Source organism: Nostoc sp. PA-18-2419 (genome assembly GCF_005869855.1).
Lineage (GTDB): Bacteria > Cyanobacteriota > Cyanobacteriia > Cyanobacteriales > Nostocaceae > Nostoc.
The window spans coordinates 19,814-43,433 of record NZ_SZNH01000044.1 but is presented as its reverse complement, the minus strand read 5'-3'; the positions used below and the strand labels follow the sequence as shown (position 1 = coordinate 43,433).

Below are 23,620 nucleotides of genomic sequence, written 5' to 3'. Positions count from 1 at the left end.
CCAAGAAAATAACTAAATCTATTCAGACTATGGAATCTGATGCCAAAGTAGATGTGAACGTTGATACTAAAACTGTAACTGTAGAAACTGCCGCTTCTGAAGAGTCAATTAAACAGATAGTTCAATCTGCTGGTTTCACAATCGAAGGCTATTAATTACATTTTTAAATTTCTGGGCAGATTTAGATGAAGTAATTTAGCCAGCACAATTGCTTAGTCATATATTCGCCCGGTTTCCGGGCGGAATATGATAAATTACTCTACTTATTGAAGAATATTTACCTCTTTTGACACACTAAAAATATTTATCTTTCTAACTAACTTATAAGCTGTAACAAATACAGCTAAATACTGTAGGAATTTAAAAGTATTGCTGTACAGTTGTTTGCTCTGACAAAATTGTTAATTTCAGTACTCGTTTTTAAGAACGAATTAACATAGGGTCATAAATTTGACATTCTTCAACCCCATAATTGCCCAAAATCAAGCTAGCTTGCTCAAGCTCATTGTCTGTGCCACTAACGATGAGTAGATAGTTGCCTACAGCAATTTGCTCGTTGTAAAAGCGTGCCCACTCATCTCCTATTCCTAGCCTCATAGCATCAAAACGGTCACTTAAATTAATGTCTATTGACCCGATTAATTGGGAAAAGTTTTTGGAAATTAAGAAAATCTGGTTTGCTGGAAAACCTGCGACATACATATCGTTAATTGTCGCTTCAACATTATCTATGTTATCGAAGTAACTAACAGCATACTTGGTCAGAATCCCAGTTTTATTAGGAATGGCACTAGTAGAATTTGCCGTACTTAAATAATTTGTAGGTAATTGGTCTCTGTTGAGATGCTCGTAAATACCAAACTCTTCAATACCCCAACGTTTTAAAATTGCTTCTACTTTTGCAATTTCACTAAATGTACAATCCACAATTATTAAATAGTGTCCATACTCTACTCGTTGGTTATATGCTCTAGCTTGCTCTTCCGATATTCCCCAACCAACTAATGCACCAGCAAAAGTCCCAGTCGCAGCACCAATACTTGCCCCAACAAGGGTTGTAACCAAAGCAGTTGCAGCTGCGCCAGCCAGCATTATTGGCCCAACTCCAGGGATTGCTAAAGTACCAAGACCTACTAATAAACCAGTTAGTCCACCAACAGCGCCGCCTGAAAGCCCTCCTACTGTTGCACCTTCATCAGCTTTATCACCAGTGCGGTCTCTAATTTCATCATCAGCCATCTCATGATTGCGGTCTGCATTCTGGACAACTACAGATACTTTATCCATCGCCAAGCCAGAATCTCTCAACTCATGTAATGCCCGTTCTGCATCTCGACGATGAGTAAAAACGCCTACAGCACGTTGATATTGACTTAAAACCATTGTTACTCCTTGATAGCAGGGGAAAATTAATTTCTTACAAATCTAGTTTTTCATTTCCTGTAATCTTAAATACAACTTTATTTAACTCAAAACCATCCTAAGTAATAAAATTAATTACAAACCCTGCAATCAGTACCCCTTTAAACTCACTTAAGCGTTTACCAACAACTCCCCACTGGTTATCCACTAAACTTTGTTATCACTATGTCACGGTCATCCTAGTTTGCTCATTTCTCGCTACCAATAGTTGTGCTGCTCATTTGTTCTCGTAAAATTGTAACTTGAGAAAGCATAGTTTTATCCATAGCCCCGGTTTCTAAAGTTCCTATCCAGCGAATCATTGATGAGAGAAATAGTTCTTTGAGATATGCAAAAGAAAAGCCATCTGTCAATGCAACTATCTGATTAATAGCTTCCTCAGACAACTGCATTGCTGTTGTTAATTTATAATTCCACAACGCTATATAAGCTTGTCTGACTACAATATCTGGTAATTCAAAGTGATATTTGCGGTCAAAACGGCTGGGGCGATCGCTAATTGCTGAATCTAAACGTTCAGGATGATTTGTAGTTGCAATAGTGATAATTCCTTCGTTCAAGGCGAAGCCATCCAATTCATTTAAAAAGAAAGAGCGATTTTCATCAGTTAATAGAGAATCGATATCTTCTAGCACCAAAATGCAAGGTGCTGACTGCCTAGCTTGCTTGAATACTTTACGAATATTTTCACTATCAATGTCATACTCACACTTAAAGCTTTTGACATACAAGCAAGGCTGTTGCATTTGATTAATCAATGCTTTTACTGTGTGCGTTTTGCCATTTCCTGGTGAACCTATAAATAAAATGCCTCGCTTCCAAGGCACACCATATGCTGTGTAAGTTTCGCGGGATGCAAAGAATCTATTCAGGTCATCTTGAATATCTTGCTTGAGATTACCTTGCAAAATCAAATTGTCAAAAGTAGCACCTTGAATTGATTGAAATAGTTCAGTATTTTTTTGCCAATAACCATTTTCAAAGACTAAAACTTCGTCACGAATTTCCGAATTCCAATCACAAACATTAACAAAAAAATCTTCAGCTATTTCTTTGTCATCAGCCAAAATCCAGTAATATCGAGTTTTACAATAACCTTCTTGCCAACTCATTAACAGGATATCGAGTTTATGTCCTTGCCATGTAACTTCAAAACTAGCATTTTCAGTATGATTATCAATTTCTTGCTCCATTCCATCCCAGCTAGTGATAATCTGGTTGTGGATAAAGATATTCTGTTGGAGAGTAGAGGAGTTTACCTTGGTATACTTCTCCAAATTGAATGTCGGATCGTCCCCCTCTACCATTCCTTTCTGGGGATAGATTGCTGCTAATTCTTGACTGATATGGTAGGCGATCGCATTATTAGGTAGACTCAGCGCTTCTGTAATCAATTGTTGAATTTTCACAATTATTTATTTCCCTGGTAAGTTTTGGTCTGGAAATCGTCACACTGGTGTTTAACTACAAGACCTCTGAGATAAATTTCGCAGCAAATTGAATATTTTCAACTTTAGGTAACTCCAACAAATAAAGTATCCCGTTTGAAGTTGCTGATTGATGAATGTCAGTTACTTCAAACTCTTGGAAAATACACAACGCACTGACTCCTGTTGACGGTTGAGTGTGAACAGTAGGATATTTTTTATTTACAGCGTATTGCAGGTTTATGAGGTACAAAACTAAGAATTCAAAACTCTAATTATTCTTTATCCCTTCTCCCTTCTGCCTCAAAACCTATAACTTTGTACTTCATGTAAACGAAAACTGCTGTATCAGTCCCCTAAGTCTTAATTATTTAAATATCTTGTTTCATTTGTGACAAAAATTAAGATTCGCATAATTTCTAAAAATCAGTGTTGTCCAGCTAGCTCTCCGATTTATTAGAAAAGTCGGGAAGCTAAGTTTTCACAAAAAAACAACTTTACACAAACAGTTGCGTAAACTCATACATTAAATCCACCCTACCTTTACGTAACATGGCTGGATCTAATCTTTCAGTAGTGTTGCAAGTCATTAAGACAACTAACCGTTGCTGCATCTGAATATCAGAGTCATCAATTACACTCTGATACAAAGTACCATCCAGCAAACTGAGAATGTGTTCGGTTTTGTTATTGTATTGTGCTACTTCGGATGCACGATTTTGTGCTAAGTTATCAGCTTCGTTGATAACAATACAAATCCGCTCTAAATAAGTGGGTGGGACAAAATTGGCGATCGCATCATGATCTAAAATAAAAATTACAAAACCTAAAGGTACAAGAATTTCTTTTGCTACTGCTTGTGTCCAAGCTGTTTTACCCGTCCCCGGTTCTCCATGTACAACAACTGCTAACTGATTTTGATTGAGAATTGCTTGCTGTACAGAATCAGTAAAGTTTTGGATATCTGCTGGAAATGTGCGAATGGGAAATTGACTGTGAACTTTGCCTACACGGCTTTGATATCCACTCAGCATAACTGCTAAGTCGTAAGTTGCTTTGTTAATTAATGGTGCTAAATTTTTCGCCATTAAAGTATATTGTCGTCGTCCACGATCATAAGGATCGATTTGCAACCAAATGTCATATTTAGACCAGTAAGCATAAACAGTATTGATTACATCTAATCGTTCCCAGTTAAAAAATTTTTCTACAGGAAAGTAAAAATCTCTTTCTGAGTAATATTGAGTAATAATATCGGGACGAGCTAATAAATGTAAAACTCGCACTACAGTAATTTCTTGCAATCGGTTCAGAACATAATCAATAGGAATACTGGTACGACTGACAAATTGAACGATAGGTGTTTCTGTACTCAAAACATCTTTGTAGCGATGATCTGGTGATTGAGGATCTGGTGTAATATAATTCCAAAATTTTTCAATTTCGTAACGCGTATTATCAGATACAATACTTAATAGATTTGCCCACCAAGCATAATTATTTCGTCCCAAAATATCAGCAACATTACTTGCTAAATTAAAACTTTTTTGAGTTAATTCGCGTGAGTCATGAGATAATAGATGCCATAAAAAGCTCCAGTCTAATTCTCGGTGAAACGGTCGCCAACCGCTAGCAAGTAAGCTTTGACGAGTATTATTCGCAGGAGTACCATCAATGCTTCTATAATAATCAAAATCCATATTTGTTTAGTTATACAGCGTTACTGAGTTATTTGGTGTGTAAGTGGGAGATTGGGAAAAGTTTTCTCGTAATATAAACCAATTGCGTGGAAGTCGCCAGAGCCAAAGTATACATCAGTTGAAATAACTACAGTGGTAAGTGACTATACACACTCTTTCAAGGATAGCTACTTCTGCGTCAACCTACCAGGTTGTTTATAACTCACTGTGAGAATTCAAATTGTCAATAATCGAGCTAGATAGATGATAAGGACTGTAAACCCACTCTTTTTGTCACTTGGAACCAGTTAATTAGAAAAGCTCTTTAATCTAAACTAATTACTTTTGTAATATATGTACTATAACATAAATATACATGTCAACTATTTTGATAAATCAATTGATACAAAGGTTTTCAATTGAATGGAACACACTTGAAAATAAGATTAAATTATTGTAGGGTAGGATTGCTGTGCTGCCTACTGTGAAGCATGAAGGCGAAGCAAAGTCTCCCATAACTGTAAAAACGTCAAGTTGAGTATTTACCATTAATTTCTACATAACCTTCTGAAAGGTCGCAACCCCATACAGTTGCAGAAGCTTCGCCAATATTAAGACTAACATGAATGTCTACTCGTTCTTTGGACATAATTTGCCGCAACTGGTGCAGATTTTCCTCGGTTAAACTATCAGGATAAACTTTCACGTTGTCAAACCTGATAATAACTCGTTCTGGATTTATCTGTTGTTCCTTTTCACATTTGCCTATAGCCATAGCAACTCGTCCCCAGTTTGGATCTGCTCCATAAACGGCGGTTTTGACCAATGGTGAATTTACAATTGCTTTAGCTACCCTTTTAGCTTGCGCATAGTTAATAGCAAAATCTACAGTTACTTGAATAATTTTAGTAGCACCTTCTCCATCTCTGGCAATTTTCAACACCAGTTCATGTGCGATTTCTTGCAATGCATTAGCAAAATCTAGTTGTGGAACTTCACCTGCTAAACCATTTGCTAAAATGACGGCAGAATCACTAGTAGAAGTGTCAGTATCTATACTCAAGCAGTTGAATGTTTTATCAATAGTAGAGCGAAAAATAGAACGTAGGCTGTTTGCTTCAATAGCAGCATCAGTAAAAAAGAAAGCTAGAAGGGTAGCCATATTCGGCTCAATCATACCGACACCTTTGGCAATTCCTACTAACTTGGCATTTCCGATTTGGCGTGTAGCTAGTTTCGCTACTGTATCGGTGGTCATAATACCACGGGCTGCGGCATGAAAATCAGCAGCACTCAATTTTTTTCCTAATCCTAATAAACCTGCGCGGATTTTTTCAATGGGGTAACGTCTGCCAATTACACCTGTAGAAGCTATTACAATATTTTGTGCAGCAACTCTAGTTTCAGTTGCAACTAATTGCAGAACCTCTTGAGCATCAGCGATACCAACAGAACCATTAGCGACATTTGCATTCTTAGATATAACAACAATTGCTTGTGCTTGTGAATCTTTTAAGTTATCGCGGCTGATAGTAACACTCGGCCCAGCGAAAAGACTTTGAGTAAAAACTCCATCAGCAACACAAGGAACTTCTGATTTAATCAAGACAAAATCATCTGTTGTATCTCGAATTCCCAAGTTAGTAATAAATGCACTAAAACCTTGAGGTGACAAAGGTATAGATAATGACATTTGTGTATTTATAAAAATTTGCTTTAATTATCTCAGTTTTTGGAACTGATAGAAGCTAGCAAACTATAAATTAGGTAACGTCATAGTGAATATCGTCCATTCATTATTGCTTTATACTTAAATTTTTCCTTGCAGTTGTTCGACTAATTTCTGTACTATAGAAAAACTTAGCCCTAAACCACCTTGATTCCAGATGTCTGCATGAGGAAGGCGATAGGATTTTTCAAAGATTCGTGGTAATTCTGTTACCAGAATTTATGCTGAATTAGTGGTTGTAAATCTATAGCAATCTAAAATCATTGGTGAAAAACAAAATCCCCAACTTCTGGTAAGAAGTCAGGGAGTTGCGGTTTGCTCCCGACGAGCGCAAATTGAGGTCGATGAATTAAGAACGTGACATGATAATGATTCCAATCAAAATTATTCCTAGTCCAAGGTATTGGTTAAGGCTGAGGCGTTCTCCAAAAAACCAACTCCCAGTAGCAGCAATTAAACCAAATCCCAACCCGGCGAAGACGGGGTAAGCGGTTGAAACTGGTAATTTATCCAATGCTTTACCAAATAGCACGAGGTTTATGCTGTAGAAAACCAGTCCGCTGATAAACCAAGGAGATAATACCAATGATACTAAACCAGGATCGGGAGCTTCAAGGCGCGATCGCTTTAATAACAAATTTCCAATGCAAGTATTGATGCTAGCAGCAAAGACGAAGCTCCATGTGCTGAAAGTAATGTTCATTTTTTTAATTTTAAATACGTGACTTTTGACTTTAGACTTGCCAATCAACTTAGCGAAACAACCAACTTGGCGAAACGAGGCATGTCAACTAAAAATGAGAAAAGAGCAGATAATAAGTTACGTTTTTTCGGTCCCCAAGGTGTTAGCTTCCAGGTTGCAACAAATCCATTAGCCATATGCACATCTCCGGCTAACTTAGCATTATGTTGAGCTTCTTCACCTTTAACATAAGCCACACCGCGACCACCTGATAAGTGACTATAGTTATGATTTTGATGTATGGCCGTAACCACATTTGTACCATCAATAACGGGTATTCCCAATTCACGGGCATAATAAACCATCCAATGATCCCAATGACCTCTACCAACAACAAAAGATGGAATTTCTGCATACAGCGGCCTGGGAAATACAAAATAATCCATACACACAATTGACGCTAAAGAGCCTTGTTTAAAAACAGATTGCTGAAGCTGACTATCCCAATCAGGTAAATCGAAGTCAAGCGATTTTGTAATATTCACATCTGTACGCTGTCCAGTCATCACAAAAGAATCGAAAGAGGTAGTTTGTAATTGTTTGATAGCTAGACAAAAATTATTTAAAAGAATAATGTCGGTATTTACATAACTGAGAATAGAACCTTTCGCAAGTTCATGAGCCTGTCGAAATATACCATCTAACAAAGGTGTACCATATTTATTTAATTTGATATTTGGTACGTGAATTACATCTAGTTCATGAGAAATTTCCTCAATACCTTTCTCATTACCAAATAAAATAATTTGTGGGCGAGGACAAAGCAATTTCCAACTTTTGATTGCATTTCGCTGAATAATACCAATATGTCCTATAAAAGGTTTAGGTACAGTAAAAATCGTGATTGGTTTTTCAGAAAAATACATTAATTAGTATCCTCAATAAGTACATTTTAAAAAAGCTATATATCTAAGTTTTGTATTACTCAGATTGTTTAAAGCTTTTAAATTACAAATAGCGATCGCTTTTTTCATCCAAGCGATATGATATATATTGCTCTATTACCAAAGCGATGGGCATTACATATTCAGGTAGTCTAAAAATTGTAAGTAAATTAAAACATAAATTACTAAACTACCAGATTTTTCTTCACTCACATGTAAATAAATTCTTAAATCGTTTTACTTTTTTGTAAATCTTCCATAATTATGAACTGGCATAATAATACGATCCTTCGCAAAGTTTTTGACATTTTTACGCTTATAATTCAGCTTTACTACGCCTAAATAATGATAAAATTTATCCACAAGTTGGGGACAAAATTGTCCAATAGCAAACATTAGTTTAGTTATACTTGCTGTTAGCAGATTTTGATTAACAATTATCTCCGCTTTGTTTTGTTTAATAGCTTTAATTACTGCATCTGCGACATCTATCGGTGTAGATACACCTACTAACCAAGGTGTAGGTACGTGACTATTAACAGTCATACCAGTTTCAGAGATATATCCTGGACAGATTACCGAGATATTGGTATCAGTAGCAGCTAATTCTTGTCGCATCGCATCAGTCCACATAATTAAACCAGCTTTACTAGCAGAATAAATACTGTTGTAAGGGACTCCCTTTTTACCAGCAAGAGAAGCAATATTAACAATGTGACCACCACGCCGCTCCAACATACTTGGCAGAAATAAACGAGTTAGTTCGATAGCAGCAAGTAAATTAATTGTCAATATTGACTGGAGATCCTCTAGAGAGTAATCAACAAAATCTTGATAATTTTCTATACCAGCATTATTAATTAAAATATCAACTGGACCAACAATTTTATTAATCTGTTGTTTGAGAGTTGATAATTCTGCCATATTTTTAATATCAAAAGGAATACTTATCGCTTTACCACCTAAAGCTTTGATTTGAGTGCATATTGCATCTAGTCCTGACTTAGAACGAGAAACACAAATCACTGTTGCTTGCTCTCTAGCTAGAGTGCGAGCAATGTATACTCCTAAACCGCGTGATGCACCTGTCAAAAGCACTGTTTTACCTACTAAAGTTGTCATGATAAACACCTTAAACTAATCCTGTTACTGTCAGACTCTTTTAGAAACTGAAGCTCTATATATCAGTAATATTTTTTCGCAGATATATTAAAATATTTTAATTTCAAGGAGTATAATTTCAAATTTATTACTGTATTTAGAGCAACTTTAAAAAATAATTTCTACAAAAAAGTTAACTTAATATAAGTTATTTTTACTATTTGATGCTGCATATTTATAAAATTAAAAAATAAATTAAACAATTTAAAAACATTTATCATATTTTTAAATAACTATGATTGGATCACCAAAAAGCTTTTGCTTTTTCGCCTTGTAAAAAATCAGGATATTTTCTACTATCTTCTTTTACTTTTTTAAAAACTGAAAATGCAATAAATAAAAAACTTACTTTAAAAAATGCTGTTAAAATACTAGGCTTTTGATTTAATTTTAACAATTTTAAAAAAGTAATAGGACTCGTGAAAGTAAACCAAGGAAAACCATCATTTACTAATATTTTAATATTATGCTCTCCATATAGTAATTTTAATCCATGAAGAGAAGCTGACCATCTATATATTTGTTCTATCCAAGCTTTTTTTGGTGGCTGTTCCATCGTCATATCTGTCAAACTGGGAGTTCTATTTGTAGAAATCACATCTAAAAATATATTGTCTACAAATCCTGCATATTTAGCTAAGATAGTGAGTTGAGTATCTTCAGTCCTGATACCTGGATAATTTATAGAAATCACTGCTAACAAGCTAACTATCACATCAGTTCTACCAAATGTGCCTCCTCCCCATTTACACTGAAAGCCGCTGAATCTACCATGAACAATATCTATAAACCATTGGATAGGAGGCACTTGTTCACTAAAATTAGGTAATAAAACTTCAATTCCATCTACTGTTGCTTTTTCGTAAACAGCGAACTTATTTCTTGTACCTATAATATCGATTTTACGCTGGTTTTGCAGTTGATTTACTATTAATTCTAACCCATTCGACTCTAGCTCTATAACTGAATAATTGTGCGACACTAAAAACTGAGACTCTGCATCAAAAGTCACTAAGATGCTAGGTGGTATCCATCCATTTTCTATACTCTTGAGTAGTAATGAACTATAAATATCTGCCAAAACTCGAATTTTTCCTGCTGAGTATTGCCCCTGTTTTTGATGGACAACAAATATTCTATGTCTGTATTGGTAAGTGTCAATGTTAGTCAAAAAATATGGTTGACCTTGGCATATTACATTATCAAATATTAACGCTGGAATATTATTTGCCAACTTTTCTTCAGTATAGAGATGAATAATTTGGATATTTGGCAACAAACTCAAACGCTCAATAACAGCTGGACATTCAAAACCATTATTTAAACCAATGATTATATCAGCCATCATCGCCATTTGCGAAATTTGTTGAATGATTTTAGGGATAGTATAGGGTAAATAACTTTCAGCCCCTTTAGTAGTTGCAACTATTCCTAATATTCGGGTGCTGTCGAAAGTATGATTAGTTTTCGCTTGAATCCAATCTCTATAATGTAGAACAGATTTAACATCTGCTTTTAAAGTTCTGTTTTGTTTTTCTCGTAACGTAATTCTTTCTTCTTTTAAAAAATTCATAGACTGCTCAGATGTTTTTAATAAATTATTCAAAAGCATTAATTTGCTCCTTTCCAATATTTAAATGTTCAGTTTGAACTTGACCGTATTCCAGCTTAATAATCCGATCTGCTAAGTAAAAATACTGATCGTCGTGGCTAATAACCAGTACAGTTTTTCCTCTATTCTTTAGCTCCGGGAGAAGTTGAGTATAGAAAATTTCCTTAAATAGAGGATCTTGATCTGATGCCCACTCATCAAAGATATAAATGGGACGATCTTCAAGGTAGGCAGTAAGCAAAGCAAGGCGTTTGCGTTGTCCTTGAGAAAGATCGGTTGTAGAAAGTACGCCGTTATTGACCTTAACTTTATGGTCAAGTTGTAATTGAATGAGGTATTTTTGAGTTTGAAAATCGAGATTATTACTATCCAAACCTAAGAAGCGATCAAAAAGATAAAAGTCGGAAAATACTACAGAAAATTGCTGACGATACCACTCTAAATTATGATTATTGATAAGCTTATCATCTAAATAAATTTTTCCTGTTTCAGGAGTGTAAAGCCCAGTAATTAATTTAGCAAGAGTAGATTTACCACTACCATTACCTCCTAAAATAAAAACAAGTTCTCCTTGAGAAAATTTCAAATTAATAGGCCCAAGAATAAAATTGGTTTCTTCTCGCTCTTGATAGTAACTATGAGTAATATTTACTAATTCTAAACTCTTCCAATATTTATCTAAAATAAATGAGTTTTTATCAGCAATTTCCTTTGGATAACTTGCTAACGAAAGACCTAGAGACTCAACTTTTTTTAAAGCAACTAAAGCTTTAATTATAGTAGGCATTGTACTCATAATATATTCTAAAGGTGATATTAAATAAATAGTAGTTAAAGCATATGCAGATAATATTTTTGGATTAATTTTGTTAATAGTAGGTATAGTGAATAAAAGCAAACCAATGGCAATAAAAAAGAGAATTTGTCCCCAACTAGCTGCGGCAGCAAAGATACTCATACCCACAACATTATGATAGCGGGATGATAAAGCAGTCCTATGCAAGTCTTCTGAAAGAAACGCTTCTTGTCGTCGGCGATGTAGTTTGAGTTCTTTTGTACCTTGAGTTACAGTGCGGAAATGCTTAAACAATTTATCTTCCTGTTCGCGAGCTAGTTTCAAAACAGACATGGCTTTCATTGTTGGTAATGAATAACTAAATATGCCCAGGAACATAAAGCTAATACCTATAAATAAAATAAGTTGAGATAAGCAGCCTAGATAAATTAGGCAGGCAACTACAATAGCAATATTAATGCACAAAAAAGGAATAATAATAATTGTGTTAGAGATTGTTTGAATATCTTCAATGAGAACAGCTAAAAGACGATGAACACCGATTTTTTCTAACTGCCGTAATGGTGAAGTCAAAATTCGGTGGCTTAAAAGCATCCGCAAGTTGAGAATTGCTTTTTGGGAAATTTTAATTAATAAAACTTGAGAAACAAAATTAGCAACTAGCCGCAGCAAACAAAGACCAACAAAACTCGAAATTAGTAAAGTTTTGGATGCCTGATTTTGATTCAATGTTGTATTAATTAAGGCGATTAGACCAGCAGCAGTACCACCGCTCAAAATACCAGCTAACACTGCAAAACTGAGGTGAAGAGAAGAAGTATGTAATAGGAGGCGAATCAGGTTCATAATATAATTAATTAACAACTTACAACATTTGGTCTAATCCATGTTGTTTATTCATGGTTTAATACTTGGTGTACATGGTTAACGCTCTAACACTAGAATTTTTGATATGAGCAACACAAATCAAGGTGATGCTGAGTCAAAACCAGGGATTTAATTATAGATGTTTGAAAAGTTTAAATTTTAAAGCTACTATCTGGTAAAAATCATATTACTGCTGTAAAAACCCTGTTAAAATTGCTAAAATAACAACTTTATAAGTTTTTATTTATAAGTATATTATGTCAGTGAGATACTCAATTGCAACTCATATGCAACTCATCATATATAACTCTGAGAAATAGTAATAAATTTGTAAATAAGAACCCCAACTTCTGGTAAGAAGTCGGGGTTCTGTAGCTTTCAATTCTCACTATTTATATAGAATAGATATAAATTAGCTTATAGCAAGATAGTGTAGGGTACGAAACCAAGCCCAATAATTAACGCATAATGTTGGGTTACCCTCTCTTTTACTACGAGACGCTGCGCCTACCCTTGCGCTTTTCCGTAGAAGTACAATAAGCTATTTTCCAAGTGTCTACGTTCATCAAACGTCACTTATTTTAAGCTGGGAAACACCTCCAACGCAGTGGTTCCCCAACCTATGCAGTTTCCTTTTTATTAGGAAAGTATTTGAAAATTTGGAAGGAGTTAAAGCAAATTTATAATTTTTCCACTTTTAGCCAATCCCTGATTCGTTTTAGATGAAAACTGCTGTCAAAGTCTATTGGTTAATTTTAGATTCTGCATTCTTCTATCTTAGATTTTAGAGAAGCAAAATGTTTTCCCCCTAGTTCAATTTGTCCTTGTTTACACCCGTCTTTCAATCTTTGAACTAAATTTTCCAAATCATGAGCGATAAAATTTGCACCGTGGTCTGGTTCTATTAAACTTACTAAAGATATATTGCTTGTTTGTTGAGTCGCCAAGCTAGAAATACCCAGAAAATTGAATACACCAGATTCATAAGTTCCACAAGGTACAGAAGGATTATCTACTCCAACGCAGTATTCATTTGGTTTAAACCAATCAAATGCCGGATAGCCGTGAAAATGAACAATTGGCGCACCATCTTTGATTAATTCTGGTGTATATAAAGCCGCAGAAAGACTGATGGCTAGCATAACATAGATATCATAAGAAGGTTTTATGTCTACTAACTCCGAACGAATAACTTTAGGTAGTTGAAGATGTAACTTTTCTTTCAAACCAATTCTGATAATATCGTCAGTGATATTTAAATCTGTTTTATTTGACCCAGAACGAGAACTTACAAGCCAAATATCAGGTATTTGCCTAAATATATATTCTTCTGATTTATTGATTTTTACATAGCGTCTACCTTTATCATTTTGACGAATTTCATTACTGCTAAATCCTCTAACAGATAATAAATTTTCCCAGTCATTTTTGGTGATTTCAATTTCTCCAAAATATTGAGGTGGTTCAGCATAAGCAACAAAACCATAAGAAACACCTGTCCTACCATTTATAATGATACTGACAATATCTCTATGGGATTTTCTTTTAATCACTTTATCTAGTTTAAAACCAGGAGGAAATAAACCTGTTGATGCTAATTCTTGGCCTAATCTGACTAATTTTGCAGCATAAGTAGAATCTTGAGGATTATATTGCTCTACCTCAAATCGACTTAGTAAAAGGGGTGCGATTGGTACAAATACTTTAGGAATTAGTGATTTAAGAACAAAATTACTAATCTGCTTTCTTGTAAAAATAGAATCAGAAAGATTCATATTTAGTATAGAAATTTGCTCCGATGAAACTCCAATAACAATCTCAGAAAAATTTCTAATTAAAGTATTTAAACCAATATTAATTTTTTGTTTATATGGAATCAGAGGATTAATAAAGTCATGGTCTATATTCGTAATTACAATTACTTGTGTTTTGCTAGGATTATCAATATACTTAGCTGCATAATCTTCAGCCCAACTGCTCAATCTAGCTATTTTGATCACAGGAATTTTGCGATTATTTAAGATTAAGCTGGAATAAAGTTTATAGAGAAACTCTGCTAAAATTATACCCCCTCTCCTAAGAAAAGAAGGAGGTATTTCTACATCAATGATTGCATTAACTTCTGATTTAACTCCCTTAAATTTAAAATTTTTCTTTTTATTAATTATTGGAAGAATAAAATCATAGTTTAATTCGGTGATCGCCTCTTCCCATGCTAAAATTTTAACGCCATAATATTTGAGCTTTTCTTCTAATTCTTGGCGAAATTCAAGAATTTCTTGATTTTTGTAGCTACTAGGTAAAGGTTTAAATGTAACTGTTAGCTTTTGAGCCATAATTTGGGGGTCAATAATTGGCGGTTTATACTCCACAGATGATTGTTCTGCAAATCCACCAATTAAACGACCAATAGTTTGTAGATTTAGTCCCTGACTTAAATGGACAGATTCTAAATTACCAGCTACATCCATCTCTTGCACAAATGATATAATTTCTGCCTTGTAAGCAACTATTTTTTCCTGGATTTCTGGTGTGATTATTCCTTTCGGCGAACGAATCTTTAATTTGTCGTTATCAACCCACAAATGAACACCTTGTTGTGTAAGGTTTCCTACAAGTTCTGATACGTTCATCGTTTTATAATCTCCTAATTGTTTTAAAATGTGAGTTTATCAGCTTTCTAGAGTGGAATTGATGATTTCAGGCTCGCCAAACTATCAAAATTCAGAAGAAGCAAACTTTATGTTATTTATTAAGTATTTAATATGTAACAGTTTCAAGAAGAATCACAATTTAAATTGCAAATATCATAAATATAAGATATAAAATTGTTTACAAGATGCTCCATAGTGACTTGACTAATTGAAGGTTGAGAAAATGAAATATTCAATATCATTTTCCCCTGAAATGTCGAAACATGGATTGCAAAAATCCCTGCAAAAAAAGCATTAGAACCAATGAAACTGATTTCTTCCAGTTCAAATTTGCCGTAGTTTTTGGAGATATTAATTTTGCCGATATTAGAAACTGATACTGTGGCAGCTATTTTTTTGGGATAAATACAACAAAAATTTATGAGATACTTGGCGACTAAAACCATTTTAAAAAAATCGCCATGATTTTTACTCGCTTCTAGCTTATATTTCACTTCTCTAGCTAATTCCCAGAAGGAGCTATTTGACTTTATCAGGTAAAATTCCATAATAGATGAGGATAATACAGCCAGATGCTCATCACTAATTGCAGGTTTGAAATGTCTTCTTAAATCAAGATATGATATGCAATTTACTCGTATATCTTTTCTTTGACCTTTAACGATTGTTCTAGCTACTGTTAACATCAGTGCAGCACACAAAGCATTGTGTACTGTTGTATTTTCTTGTTTACAAGAATCTACAAACTTTTGGGTTAACTCTTGGTCAAGTTGTCTGTGGATAATATTGCAACTACGTTTTGGAATAGATACATACTTTTCAAAACCTAATGTTTTTGGTTGATTCCAAATTTCTTGCAAGCTAAGTTGTAACAAAAAGATTGCACTATTTATCCTACCTCTAAATCCCTTAGTCCATCGAGGCATTAGTTCTTCGATGGGTGGAAGTGAAGTTAAACTAGTTACAGAATTATTTGGTTCATTCGAGACAATTTTTTGACAAAAAGTTAAGATTTCTGAGTGAAGTCGGATGCATGATAAACCGTCTGCGATCGCATGATGTATTGTTGTAATCAAATAGCTTATCTGCTCATTACCCGAAAGATGGAGAAGAACCACTCGCAGTAGTCCTTTACTACTATCAATTCCCTGATTCATCTCTTCACAAACAACTTCTTGCCATTGCTGATTATCTAATACTTTGAGAAAGCGTAAAGGAATATTTGCTGTTTCTTGAGTTTGAAAACTGAGACTATTTTGATAACGAACAATTCGAGAATTAAGACGAGGATGACGACACCGAATCATATCTAAAGCCTGTCTCATAGTTTCTTCATATATATAGCCATTTATTCGACTAATAGTTACTATGTTCCAAGTTTTAGCGCGGCTATTTAAAATTTCCATAGCCTGCTCAAGGCGTCCCAGCTTTCTGTTGTCAATCATATTAACTGATGTCTATTCAAGAACAGCTTTGACGTTTAAATCTCAAACATTTCTGACTGTGAAGCCTTAGATTCTTCAGCTAAGCGCCCAGACAACGTTTCAATAGTAGGGTAATGCCACAATAAAATTGGAGATAGCTCAAAACCAAATAACTTCTCTGCTTTGCTAACAAGAAACATTGCCTGCGCTGATTCTAAACCGTAACTATCTAAAGGCTGTCGGACATCTATATCTTTAGGTTCAACTCCTAGCTGCTCTGCAATATGAGAGACTAACCAAGCTTGAATTTCTTCTGCGGTATAAGATTGTTTTTTAGTTGCTTCAGGAGTAGGTTGGTTCATTTGCACACCTTTAAATTCATCAAAAAAAGATTTAGCCTTGGCTACTGTCTTGTGTCTCTATTTTTTAAGATTTGGCACTGTCTAATAAAGCTAAAAACTCAAGTTTTATATTTGTCACAGTGCCAAACTTATATATATTTCAGATTTTACAAATCTGTATCAGTCTATGTGATAACTATCAATTAATTAGCAACCTGAATCCGAATATCACCCTCTACTATGCATTGACATGCTAAGCGAGCATTAGGATTTTCTGGAGCCAACACATCAAGTAAAATCTGCTCTTCATCCATGACGGGAGCTAAATTTTCTATCCCACTTAGAACTTCTACCAAACAAGTTCCACAAGCAACACTACGACAACCAAATAAAATTGAACTAGGATGCTGATCGCAAATTTTAGTTAAACGTTGATTTGCTTCGACTTGAATTGTTTTTTGGTCGTCTTCAAAATGAATAGATACTAGCATTGTTCAACTCATCAATCAATATCATAAAAGAGGGTTAATAAATTTAGAACCTATTGAGCAACTTCAACAAGTTTTTGAATGTCTTTAGCTGCTAGAGCATCCTTGTAGCGATCGTAGCGATTTCCTAGTCGCTCTTGATCTAATTCAAGTTCTAGTGATTGAATAAGACGAGATAGCTGTTGTGCTCTATAATGCCAAGATTTTTGTTCTAAAGAGCCAATTATTTTTCGCCAACTCAAGCTCATATCTCTCCAAGAATCAATTAATTGCTCTAAATCTATTTGCTTATCGGCAAATTCAGGATGATGTAAAGACATACGTAATGCATCAAGCCCAACTCTAACCTCAGTAGATATTAATCCTTGCTTAATTAGATCTATCTTCTCTAGATAAGTTCTGAAAGCACCGTTAATGTTATCTTCCACAATTTTTTGTAGAAAATGACGAATGAAATCTTGAGCTTCTGGAGAAGCATTTTTATACAGTTCTAAGCCTAAATCAAAAGATGTTGTGTAATGACGGGCTTCATCCGCTAAGTGACCCTGATTCAATTCAAAAGCCAATGGTTCATAATCAAAATTTTCCGGTTCATCAAATAAAAAGCTTTCAGCTTGTTTTAACTCTACATTGGCAACATATCGGTAAAGTAACCATAAACCACCCAATCCATACTCTTGAACTTTTTGAGCAGGTAACATCCTTATAGCATCCCCAACTATAAAGCGTAAAGTTCGATATAACCAACTTCTATCTTGATACTGTAGCTGCTCTACTAGATTTTTGAGAAAACTTTTACCCTCCATCAGATGAGACAGAGCTTGCTCAAGCTCTACATCAAGAGTAAAATGAGTAGTTAATTTTTCAAAGTCTAATTGAGATATAATTCCAACATTTCCATAGAAAAAACCAGGCTCGTCAAATGAATTTTTAACTCCTGTTTCTCTAACAACCATACTATGTATAGTTCGGAAAGACCAAATATGATCCAACTCTTCGTTAGTTTCTTGATGCAGAATCATATACTCGTCTGAATATGGAGCAAAAACTTTTTCAGAAACACTGATATTGGATACAATAGCTTGTGATTCACTATTGGCAACAAATTTATAGAAATTAGCTAAAAATGCTGCTGATAAAATTGCTTTTTGACGTTTACTTAAAGAACGTAAATAACCACAAAGCGGCATAGGTAAAGGAATTATTCCAGGATTAGAGTACAGTTTTTCTCCATTAATTCCCTGTCTATTAATAGCTATAGCCAGTGGCTTTAATTCTAAAGATTTAGTGTGTGCTTGCTCAAAAAGCTTATTTTGAATTTTGGTCAGTCGGTCATTAATTTTAACAGTCATCATATAATTTTCCTCTTTATCTAAATTTAATTGGGTGATATTCACTATAAGAAGGTGGCATTTGTAAACCCTGGATTTTCAAACTTTGCATCCGGTATAAAAATGCCGCTCCAGTCATAATTTGGTTAGCAACATCAACTACATGGCGATTCTTATAATCAGATAAATAAGAACCTCTAACCCAGTCATTGAAGCTACCCATAGCTGGACCACACCAGATTTGATAATCCATTTCTCTTCCTTTTTCTCCAAAGTTAGACCAACGGGATGATAATCCAAGATACCAGCGAAAAATTAAAGCCATTTTCAGTTTCGGATTGTTAACAGCCTTGGTTAATTTATCAGGATTGCGTTGAGACAAATAAGTAACTGTCTCTTCCCAAACTGCTTCCAAACTTTTTCTTAAAACTTGTTTTTCTAATTTTTCTCTTTCTGGAAGGGGAATGTCTTCAATTGAGTCATAGTTTTTGTATAACTCAAACAGTTTTTGCGCTCGTAAAGGAAACAGAGTTCCTCTTTTAAGAACTTGGAGTTTTACACCCATTTCAAACATATCTGCTGCTGGAGCCATCATCACATCAGCCATCTCAGCTTGAGCCAGCAAATGTTTAGTATGTTCAGAAGTTCCAGCTTCAATACAAGACTGGTTAATTGAGCCAGTCACAACATAAGCTGCTCCCATCATAAAGGCAGCTAATGCTGATTGTGGTGTAGCAATTCCTCCTGCTACTCCAACTCTGACCGGTTTTTCATAAGAATATTTCTTTTGAATTTCATCTCGCAATTCTAAGATAGAAGGTAATAGACAAATCAGAGGACGATTATCGGTATGACCACCAGAATCGGCTTCTGTTGTAATATCATCGGCAACAGGAATTTTTTCAGCTAGGCTTGCTTGTAATTCACTAATCAAACCTTGCTCAACTAATTGTTTTAAAATTTTTATCGGAGCAGGTTGAATAAATTTCGTTGCAACTTCTCGGCGAGAAATTTTAGCAATGATTTTATTTTTGATTTCGATTTGATTAGCTGGATTCAAACTAAGTCCAGCAGCTCGGTAATAGATGATATTGTCAGTCAAATCTAAGAAGGCAGAAGCTTCTATTGTTCTGATTTGATATTTAAGATACAAATCAACCAGACTGCGTTCAATTGCAGGTTCGCTCGGACTGTGGAGTAAGTTAAAAGCATAAGGTCCTTGGGGTAGTGCTTGTTGAATATGGTTAATGGCTGCTTCAACGCGAGCAGGAGACAAGCCACCAGCCCCAAATGAACTCAATATTTTTTCTTTGCCAAGAGCAATTACTAATTCTTCGGAAGCAATACCCTGAGCCATTGCTCCCGTGGCATAAGCATATTTTACACCATGAAAGTTGAGAAAATTTTGATCACCTAACTGTTTAGTTAATATTGGTGGAACAGCTATTAGTATTTCTGCTTGTTCTATTTTTTCTGGGTTGTAAGCATACAAATAACCTTCGTTAGTTGCACCAATTTTTCCTTCAACTCTAATAATATAACAAGGTTTATCTAAATTTAACAATTTAGATTTTATACCTTTTTCGTCAAAAGATATAGAGTCTAAAGTACCTTGCCAAATTTGATTGTGATGGTGTTTATCTGAATATATCAGATAATTACCATTTTTATTGAGTATATTGTTTGTGCCGATCATGTTTTTAGCCCTTTGGTCAAATTGTTTAACAATGATTATTCAAATAACCTTTGGTAACAAGCTATTTGTAACTGAATTATGGTGCTGATCTGTTTTAGCGACTCTTGTCGTGCTTGTAAAAAAACAGCATGAGCTTTGGTCATGTGGGAAGCGTTATCAGTCAGTTTTTGATATAAAGGGCTATGTAAGTTAAGTAAATGGGCTTCGTCAGCAACACTGTAAGTGGTCAAATTGTATTGACTATTTTCCTGTTCTGTTGTCCAATTTTCGTTGGCTTGTGATTGCTGCAAAATATGTTCTTGTAGCAATAATTGAGCAGGTTTGCCATTTTGAAGATTGACTTGCTCCGGGATATTTTCTAATTTTTTAGAGATGTTTTCTGAATTTTTGCTCGAAGTTTCTGTAAAAGAAGAATTCATTAATGTTAATTCCTTTAACTGTGGTAGGGTATATTCGTGTTGATTTACATTTATTGTGGAATGCAAAGATATGTCTTGAACAATTTTTTGATTGTTTCTGTTTAAAGATGTGTAATTAATGCTGCTACTGTCTAAAGTTATATTTCTAACTCTAAGCTGGTTGTTGTGTGAAATTTCTTGTACCTGAGAATATAGTGACGATAAATCTAAATTAACTTTATAACTAAGGAGTTTTGCTAAAGCTTTAACAAAAGAAGCATGATCGTCTACACCTCTTTTGTTAAGTGTGACTGTGACATGTTCTTTTTGGTTAAGGACTTTATCAATCCATCTAGAACAATTACTACCAGCGCCGACTTCGATAAATATGTTGAAACCATCTTGAGAAACGCGATTAATTAACTGAGGAAAATTCAGCTGCTGACAAAGATTTTTAGCAAGATTATGAGCAATAGAATGGCTGTCTAGTTGAATGGGTTTGTACTGGGCTGCGGAATAAAAGATAGTTTCTGACAACTTGTCAGTAGGTAATGTATTTAATCTCACAAGCTCATCGTACTCAGAACACATTGGTTCGCAATGGATAACGTGAGTGAAAGGAGCAGAAAAAGCATCACAATTTAGATTAGCAATTACCCGCTGACAAGCTTGGATATCGCCAGCGATCGCCACTTCTTCTGTAGTATTAATTAAAGGCAAATAAACGCGTTTTTCTTGCTTAATTGCTTCTCTGACACGAGATACTGGACACATCAGAATATAGTTGCGCCACAAATCTTCGCCTTTTTCTTCTTTTTGAGCTAATCCCCAATACTCCCGGACAGCATTTTTTGGCCCAGATAGCCTTGTCTTCAGCAGAGATGATGAATTAAAGCCTTCACTACCTTCTTGAAACTCAGTCCAGACACCTTGAGCTAGCATCATGCTAATTTCGCCTAGACTATAACCAAAAGCACATTCAGCTTTGAGTTGAAAATAATTTTTCAAAATTGCTGTCATCAATCCAGAACAAGCCATTTCCGATTCCAGTACTGCTACAGGATTGTTAATTAATTGCTGTTCTAAAACTTCTAGTTGTCTGTTGGATAATTTTTCTAAACTTCGGGGATAAATAAGTTTTTCGACGTTGGCGACACGGTTATAAATACTACCGATGAGGGGGTCGTCATAAAGTTGAGGAAACAAGCGAAACAGATTTCGGCCTAGTCCGAGATAAGCACTAAAAGCACCTGGGTAAACGAAAGCAATTTTTCCTCTTCGTCCCAATGGTTTTGCTGTAAAATAGCTGCCTAAAGGTGTTTGCCAGTCTTTCCCTGTCTCGAAGGCATGAGGAATACCTTTGAAGGAATGCTGAATTTCCCGCTGCAATTCATCTTGATTGTGTCCGAGAATCGCTACTGTATAATTTGCCTGTTGACGCTGTTGAAAAGCTGCAAAAGTTTGGCTAGCAGCAGTAGGTAGGCAAGAAGAATTTTTAATAATTTGTTGAAGATTACGGATTTCTGCTAATAAACTTGATTCATCGTTAGCAGCGATCGCAAATACATAATATGGCATTTGCTCTAAATATTTGCTGCTCTGATGTTTGTGAGATACTTCCTCTGATAAAATTAAATGTGCGTAACTCCCATCTACTTCCATTCCATTAATTGCAGCTATTCTTTTAATACCTCCTTTTTCTAGAAACCAAGGTTTTGATTCAGTAGCAATATAAAAAGGACTAGCTTGCCAAACCTCTGGCATTTTAGGTTTAGTCCATTGAGGAACTGCGGGAATATAGCGGTGATATAAACACAATGCTGTTTTAACTAAACTAATTATTCCTGATACAGCATAGGTATGACCAATATTCGCTTTGACACTGCCGATCGCACAACTTAAATTTACTTCAGATGTGCGATATGCCTCAATCAATCCTTGAATTTCTGACTCATCTTGCTGGGGAATTCCACTACCAACAACTTCTAAATAATTGATATCTGTTGGTTTGATATTTGCCAGTTCAAAAGCCATCTGACAAGCTTGTATTACTGCTTTTTGGGGATTGGGTAACTCAGGGCTTTCTCTGGGAATAAGGGGGAATAGGGACTCGTTACTATGATTTATTAAATTTTCTATGAGACTGAGAGCGTCAATCGTTGCATAGATGCGATCGTTTTCTTGTTTTGCTGTTTCGTGGAGCTTCAATACTATGGCTGCTGCACCTTCACCTACTATCCAGCCATTAACATTTTGGTCGTAACTGAGAGTATTTACGCCCGTGTTGAGTTTGCTGATTTGATTTCGTAATAAAACACTAATACCATTCCCAGCAAGCTCGACTGCACCAACCAAAACAGCGTCTACTTCTCTAATTACTAGTAGTTTTTGTGCCAGTTCTAAGGCTTTAAAAACAGAATTTTGTTCAGCCGTTAATGTGAATGTAGGCCCAGCAAAATTCCACAATTTAGAAATATAATTAGCTAAATTATTTTCGAGATAATTTGGATATTCATTGTCTTTACCAACATCGGTTTTGGGAAGTGGATGCAGAGCCAATTCTCTAGCTGTAACAATAATAATTGCTATCCTTGTTCCTTGACGAAGTGCCGCATCTTTCAAAGTGCGATCGGCTACCTCAAGCATCAACAGTTCTTGAGGATTAAAATTATCTATTTCTTCTAATGGAATTTCTAAACGCAAAGCATCAATTTCAAAATCTTTGATATATGCGCCTAGTGGTGCTACACCATCGGCAAAATCATAATTTTTCAGCAATTCCTCTTGTGTTTCTATTCCTTGCCATCGCTGAGGAGGTATGGAAATAAAATGCTGAGTTCCCTCATAAATACTGCGTTCAAAGGTATTTAACCCTTTGCAATCACCACCCAAATGGCAATCCATTCCTACAATTGCTATTTTCGGAGTTTTATTTTTGGTAAATTCTTCCATCACCTGTCTCCTCAAGC

General features: G+C 35.1%; 17 protein-coding genes. 1 reads left to right on the top strand and 16 read right to left on the bottom strand.

The annotated features are described in order from the left end of the window. Positions 1-155: heavy-metal-associated domain-containing protein (locus FCR06_RS28180; RefSeq protein ID WP_138505677.1), on the top strand; the 155-nt coding region annotated here is incomplete at its 5' end. Between the two features lie 265 nt (positions 156-420). On the opposite strand, the gene FCR06_RS28175 is transcribed toward FCR06_RS28180, so the two are convergent. From FCR06_RS28175 to FCR06_RS28095, 16 genes are all read right to left on the bottom strand, one after another. Further along, on the bottom strand, positions 421-1,383 hold the full coding sequence (locus tag FCR06_RS28175) for a hypothetical protein (RefSeq protein WP_138505676.1): 963 nt from the start codon (positions 1,381-1,383) through the stop codon (positions 421-423). Between the two features lie 227 nt (positions 1,384-1,610). Beyond that, entirely contained in the window at positions 1,611-2,831 is a 1,221-nt protein-coding gene (locus FCR06_RS28170; RefSeq protein ID WP_138505674.1) for an AAA family ATPase, read from the bottom strand. Between the two features lie 515 nt (positions 2,832-3,346). After that, a complete protein-coding gene (locus tag FCR06_RS28165; protein WP_138505672.1) occupies positions 3,347-4,549 on the bottom strand; it encodes an AAA family ATPase in 1,203 nt (400 codons plus the stop codon). Positions 4,550-5,057: 508 nt separating this feature from the next. Next, complete coding sequence (gene argJ / locus FCR06_RS28160) at positions 5,058-6,221, bottom strand: bifunctional glutamate N-acetyltransferase/amino-acid acetyltransferase ArgJ (RefSeq protein ID WP_138505670.1); 1,164 nt, start codon at positions 6,219-6,221, stop codon at positions 5,058-5,060. A 385-nt stretch (positions 6,222-6,606) separates the two neighbouring features. After that, positions 6,607-6,960, bottom strand: a complete 354-nt coding sequence (locus FCR06_RS28150) for a DMT family transporter (protein ID WP_138505668.1) — start codon at positions 6,958-6,960, stop codon at positions 6,607-6,609. 44 nt (positions 6,961-7,004) lie between these two features. Next, the gene (locus FCR06_RS28145) at positions 7,005-7,865 is read right to left on the bottom strand and encodes a hypothetical protein (RefSeq protein WP_138505666.1); all 861 of its coding nucleotides are present in this window, start codon (positions 7,863-7,865) and stop codon (positions 7,005-7,007) included. A gap of 255 nt (positions 7,866-8,120) precedes the next feature. Beyond that, a complete protein-coding gene (locus FCR06_RS28140) occupies positions 8,121-9,005 on the bottom strand; it encodes an SDR family NAD(P)-dependent oxidoreductase (protein ID WP_138505664.1) in 885 nt (294 codons plus the stop codon). A 283-nt stretch (positions 9,006-9,288) separates the two neighbouring features. Continuing rightward, positions 9,289-10,656: a hypothetical protein gene (locus FCR06_RS28135; RefSeq protein ID WP_138505662.1), complete on the bottom strand. Its 1,368-nt coding sequence runs from the start codon at positions 10,654-10,656 to the stop codon at positions 9,289-9,291. Beyond that, positions 10,643-12,298, bottom strand: a complete 1,656-nt coding sequence (locus FCR06_RS28130) for a cyclic peptide export ABC transporter (protein ID WP_138505661.1) — start codon at positions 12,296-12,298, stop codon at positions 10,643-10,645. Before FCR06_RS28130 ends, FCR06_RS28135 begins: the two co-directional genes overlap by 14 nt. A 776-nt stretch (positions 12,299-13,074) precedes the next feature. Beyond that, the gene (locus tag FCR06_RS28125; RefSeq protein ID WP_138505659.1) at positions 13,075-14,952 is read right to left on the bottom strand and encodes a hypothetical protein; all 1,878 of its coding nucleotides are present in this window, start codon (positions 14,950-14,952) and stop codon (positions 13,075-13,077) included. Between the two features lie 143 nt (positions 14,953-15,095). Next, a complete protein-coding gene (locus tag FCR06_RS28120; RefSeq protein ID WP_138505657.1) occupies positions 15,096-16,418 on the bottom strand; it encodes a phthiocerol/phthiodiolone dimycocerosyl transferase family protein in 1,323 nt (440 codons plus the stop codon). 35 nt (positions 16,419-16,453) lie between these two features. Next, positions 16,454-16,759, bottom strand: a complete 306-nt coding sequence (locus tag FCR06_RS28115) for a phosphopantetheine-binding protein (protein ID WP_138505655.1) — start codon at positions 16,757-16,759, stop codon at positions 16,454-16,456. A 182-nt stretch (positions 16,760-16,941) separates the two neighbouring features. Further along, positions 16,942-17,229, bottom strand: coding sequence for a 2Fe-2S iron-sulfur cluster-binding protein (locus FCR06_RS28110; RefSeq protein ID WP_138505653.1), 288 nt, complete (start codon positions 17,227-17,229; stop codon positions 16,942-16,944). A gap of 50 nt (positions 17,230-17,279) precedes the next feature. Beyond that, complete coding sequence (locus FCR06_RS28105) at positions 17,280-18,623, bottom strand: hypothetical protein (RefSeq protein ID WP_223280334.1); 1,344 nt, start codon at positions 18,621-18,623, stop codon at positions 17,280-17,282. Then, positions 18,595-20,253, bottom strand: a complete 1,659-nt coding sequence (locus FCR06_RS28100; RefSeq protein WP_138505651.1) for a PfaD family polyunsaturated fatty acid/polyketide biosynthesis protein — start codon at positions 20,251-20,253, stop codon at positions 18,595-18,597. The genes FCR06_RS28105 and FCR06_RS28100 overlap by 29 nt, the downstream gene beginning before the upstream one ends. Before the next feature lie 35 nt (positions 20,254-20,288). Then, entirely contained in the window at positions 20,289-23,603 is a 3,315-nt protein-coding gene (locus FCR06_RS28095; RefSeq protein ID WP_138505649.1) for a beta-ketoacyl synthase N-terminal-like domain-containing protein, read from the bottom strand. Positions 23,604-23,620 lie beyond the last annotated feature (17 nt).

Bases quoted from the DNA above. Each gene is read 5' to 3' on its own strand.
- FCR06_RS28175 (WP_138505676.1), bottom strand. From the start codon at position 1,383: ATGGTTTTAAGTCAATATCAACGTGCTGTAGGCGTTTTTACTCATCGT.
- FCR06_RS28165 (WP_138505672.1), bottom strand. From the start codon at position 4,549: ATGGATTTTGATTATTATAGAAGCATTGATGGTACTCCTGCGAATAAT.
- argJ (WP_138505670.1), bottom strand. From the start codon at position 6,221: ATGTCATTATCTATACCTTTGTCACCTCAAGGTTTTAGTGCATTTATT.
- FCR06_RS28150 (WP_138505668.1), bottom strand. From the start codon at position 6,960: ATGAACATTACTTTCAGCACATGGAGCTTCGTCTTTGCTGCTAGCATC.
- FCR06_RS28145 (WP_138505666.1), bottom strand. From the start codon at position 7,865: ATGTATTTTTCTGAAAAACCAATCACGATTTTTACTGTACCTAAACCT.
- FCR06_RS28140 (WP_138505664.1), bottom strand. From the start codon at position 9,005: ATGACAACTTTAGTAGGTAAAACAGTGCTTTTGACAGGTGCATCACGC.
- FCR06_RS28135 (WP_138505662.1), bottom strand. From the start codon at position 10,656: ATGCTTTTGAATAATTTATTAAAAACATCTGAGCAGTCTATGAATTTT.
- FCR06_RS28130 (WP_138505661.1), bottom strand. From the start codon at position 12,298: ATGAACCTGATTCGCCTCCTATTACATACTTCTTCTCTTCACCTCAGT.
- FCR06_RS28125 (WP_138505659.1), bottom strand. From the start codon at position 14,952: ATGAACGTATCAGAACTTGTAGGAAACCTTACACAACAAGGTGTTCAT.
- FCR06_RS28120 (WP_138505657.1), bottom strand. From the start codon at position 16,418: ATGATTGACAACAGAAAGCTGGGACGCCTTGAGCAGGCTATGGAAATT.
- FCR06_RS28115 (WP_138505655.1), bottom strand. From the start codon at position 16,759: ATGAACCAACCTACTCCTGAAGCAACTAAAAAACAATCTTATACCGCA.
- FCR06_RS28110 (WP_138505653.1), bottom strand. From the start codon at position 17,229: ATGCTAGTATCTATTCATTTTGAAGACGACCAAAAAACAATTCAAGTC.
- FCR06_RS28100 (WP_138505651.1), bottom strand. From the start codon at position 20,253: ATGATCGGCACAAACAATATACTCAATAAAAATGGTAATTATCTGATA.
- FCR06_RS28095 (WP_138505649.1), bottom strand. From the start codon at position 23,603: ATGGAAGAATTTACCAAAAATAAAACTCCGAAAATAGCAATTGTAGGA.